Here is a 3,697-nt window from a genome sequence, read left to right on the forward strand (position 1 = left end):
ATCCCCCCAAAATTCCACTATTCTAAATTATTTAAATACTTTTGCTTTGCTAATTGATTGATTCTACCTCAATCATAAAATCAATTACATTGAAAAATCAAATTATTGGAATTTATACCCCAAAGAATGATTTAAACCAATATCCTAGATTTTTTCTGGGTTTAGTTTTTTCACACCTCCCGTAAAATTAAATGATCGAATGAAATTAGCCATTATTGGTACAAGAGGTTATCCTTACGTTTATGGTGGTTTTGAAACCTTTGCAAAGGAATTAAGTGAGAGGCTGGTCAAAAATGGTGTTGAAGTACACATTTACTGCCAAAAAAATCTATTTGATAAACAACCACCCCTAGTAAATGGAATCCATTTGCATTATATCCCAACAATTAATACCAAATCATTAAACCAAATTGTCCACTCTTTTTTATCCTTGGTTCACGCAACTTTTAGTCGGGTTGATGTTATTTTGGTAGTCAATCTGGCAGCAGGCCCAATGGGATGGATTCCAAAACTAACTGGCAAAAAAACGATGATCAATGTTGACGGATTGGAATGGCTAAGACCAAAATGGAAAGGTTTAGGTGCTAGCTATTTTCGTTTTGCAGCAAAAATGGCTACAAAACTTTACGATCTGATCATTACTGATGCTGAAGCAATGCGTGATGTATACCTAAAAGAGTTCAATAAAGATTCTCTGGTAATTGCCTATGGTGCCCCGGAATATAAAAAATCAGCTATTTCTCACTTAAAGCGTTTTGAAATAACAGCCAATGATTATTACCTCATTGTTGGGCGATTAATTCCTGATAATAATGCCGATTTAATTGTTAAGGCTTATTTGGAATCAGATTCCGAAAAAAAACTAGTGATTGTGGGAGATGTGCCCTATAAAGATGCCTACGCTGAAAACTTAAAAAAACTAGCAGGCGATCGAGTCCGCTTCATAGGTTACGTCAGAGATAGTGAAGAACTGATGGCTCTTTATCAGAATTGCTTTACTTATATTCATGGTCACAAATTTGGCGGCACTAATCCGGCAATGCTTAAAGCCATGTCTAATAATTGTGCTATACTTGCTTTAGATACAAGTTTTAATAAAGAAATGCTTAGAAATGGCGAACTTGGCCTTTTCTTTAAAGAAAACACGGAATCGATTAGTAATGGAATGAAAAAACTGGAGAAAAATCCGGAATACGTGGAAGAATTAAAGGCTGAGGTTAGCTTTGGATTAACCGATAAATACAATTGGGATTCTGTTACTGCAGCATACCAGTTAGCAATGCATACTATTTACAAATAAAACGAAGACAATAATTCTCTATGACGAGACCTTATTTTCTATATAACGGATTCAGATATTTAATAGACACCCCTCTGCTGATCTTATCTTTTTGGTTAGCAGACTATTATAGCAATGGAGCAATTGACTCTGAACAAGATTCTATTGTCTTTATTTTTCTTTTAATTTCAATCATTTCATGGTATAGTGCAGCTCAGGTTTCAGGCTTAACCAAAGACCTCAGGTCAAATAAATTCGCAGAAGAAATAATTTATGTGTTGGTTACACTTATCCTGTTCGCCATCATCCTAACCTCATTTCTTTTCTTCTTTAGAAATACCATTGAGCTCAGTAATTATTTCCTTTTTATTTATTTACCGACACTCTTTACCCTGATATTATCCTTTAGATATATCTTCAGAAAATACCTGCATAGCATTTTTTACAGCGGTCGGCTCCAGGAGCAAATCATTCTTATTGGATCAACCCCTGCAGCAAAAGATTTTTACGAAACCATCAATCTGCATACTTATTACGGTTACAAATGCATCGGATTTCTTGATGACGAAAAAACAAAACTTAATGGATGTACCTATCTGGGCAAGATCAACGACCTGAATTCAATTCTTGCTGAAAGCAAGGTAGATGAGGTAATCATTGCCCTGCCAAACGCTAAGCATGAACAGATCAGTGCCTGTATTGAGGCTTGTGATTTTCATGGCAAAAGAGTTCGAATGATCCCAGATCTATACCTTTATGCTTCTAGTAATATAAGTATCAATACCATCGGACTCCTGCCTGTAATTAATTTTAGATCATTACCACAAGACCGCTGGGGAAATAAAATGCTTAAAAGGCTTTTTGATGTTTTATTTTCATTACTGTTTTTTATTATCATGGGATGGTGGTTAATGCCAATTATTGCATTGATCATTAAAGTAACTTCAAAAGGACCCATTTTCTTTAAACAAGAACGCTGGGGTCTGAATAATCAAAAAATTACCTGTTATAAATTCAGGACCATGTATTACGGAAGTCCTGAAACAGATGAAAATGGAGGCTTTTTACAAGCCACGAAAAATGACAGCAGAATTACCCCAATAGGAAAAATTTTCAGAGAATGGAACATTGATGAACTGCCTCAGTTTTGGAACGTCCTGAAAGGGAATATGTCTGTAGTTGGCCCCAGACCCCATGTTACTCCCCTGAATATTTCATCCATTCAGAATGTGGATAGGTATATGCTACGGCACCTTGTTAAACCTGGCATTACTGGCTGGGCGCAGGTAAATGGCTGCAGGGGCGAAACTTCTGCACCTGGCTCCATGCAGCGCAGGGTTAATTACGATCTTTATTACATACATAGCTGGACTTTCTGGCTTGATTGCCAAATTGTATTGCAAACTGTAATTTTAACTATTAAAGGTGATCAAAATGCCTATTAATTTCAGAAATTCGATAATTAAGACCTCTTTTTTTCTTTTATTATTTGTCCAATTTGCAAGTATTGAAGCACGAGCTCAGGCTGTTTGGGAGAGTCCTAAACATCCTGTTAACGCTTTTTTATCCCGTCAGGCACAAAAAGGAAATATAGAGATCGCAGACTTTATCTTACCATTAAACAGAAAAACTATTGCGATCAATCTTTCTCAACTCAGAGACTCTGTGCATAAATTATCTGCCATTGAAGTACAAGAACTATCTTTTTATGAACAAGACTATTCAGAATTCAATAAAAATTTAAGAGACAGCAGCCTCTTCTTAAAAAAAGATCAACATAACAGATGGGGAATGTTTTCGGTAAAAGAAGGCGATTTAATTTTAAGAGTAGACCCTGTCATTGGCTTAGAAACCACACAGGGCCTAGAAAAAAGTATACTCAAACAAAGTAATGGTCTAAAATTTTGGGGGCAGAAAGGAAAAAACATTTCATTCCAAGCTTATTTCACTGAAAACACCGAAACTGGAGATGGGATTGACAGTATTAAGCAATTTAACAATGAAACCGGGGTAATACGCACAGAAAATCTGAATAAAAATGCCAAAATGCTTAATTATACCAATTTTCGAGGCAATATTACCTATTCCTGGGACAATGGTTCAGTAAGTATTGGCCATGACCAGTTATTATGGGGCTATGGCGAGAATGGCAGATTGGTGATGTCGGATAAAGCTCCGGCATATCCTTTTATTCGTTTGGATTATCAGGTATTAAAATGGCTTAAATTTCATTATGCACATACCTGGCTTCAATCAGCAATACTAGATTCAAACAGGACCTATGGCAAGGGCAATACAATTTATGGTGATGAGCGAGAACTATTCGTCCATAAATTTATGGCTACTCACAGCTTCAATTTTTTCCCGGTCAAAGGCTTGTCTTTTAGTATTGGAGAGTCAATAATCTACAGCGACCGC

General features: G+C 36.2%; 3 protein-coding genes. All 3 read left to right on the top strand.

Going from position 1 to position 3,697, the window contains the following annotated elements; translation table 11 throughout:
- Positions 1-199 precede the first annotated feature (199 nt).
- Complete coding sequence (locus ACIQZ6_RS12335; protein ID WP_395811538.1) at positions 200-1,300, top strand: DUF1972 domain-containing protein; 1,101 nt, start codon at positions 200-202, stop codon at positions 1,298-1,300.
- A gap of 20 nt (positions 1,301-1,320) precedes the next feature.
- Positions 1,321-2,724, top strand: a complete 1,404-nt coding sequence (locus tag ACIQZ6_RS12340) for an undecaprenyl-phosphate glucose phosphotransferase (protein ID WP_395811540.1) — start codon at positions 1,321-1,323, stop codon at positions 2,722-2,724.
- Positions 2,714-3,697: hypothetical protein (locus tag ACIQZ6_RS12345; protein ID WP_395811542.1), on the top strand; the 984-nt coding region annotated here is incomplete at its 3' end. The genes ACIQZ6_RS12340 and ACIQZ6_RS12345, both read left to right, overlap by 11 nt.

The organism is Daejeonella sp. (genome assembly GCF_044348475.1).
Taxonomy (GTDB): domain Bacteria; phylum Bacteroidota; class Bacteroidia; order Sphingobacteriales; family Sphingobacteriaceae; genus Daejeonella.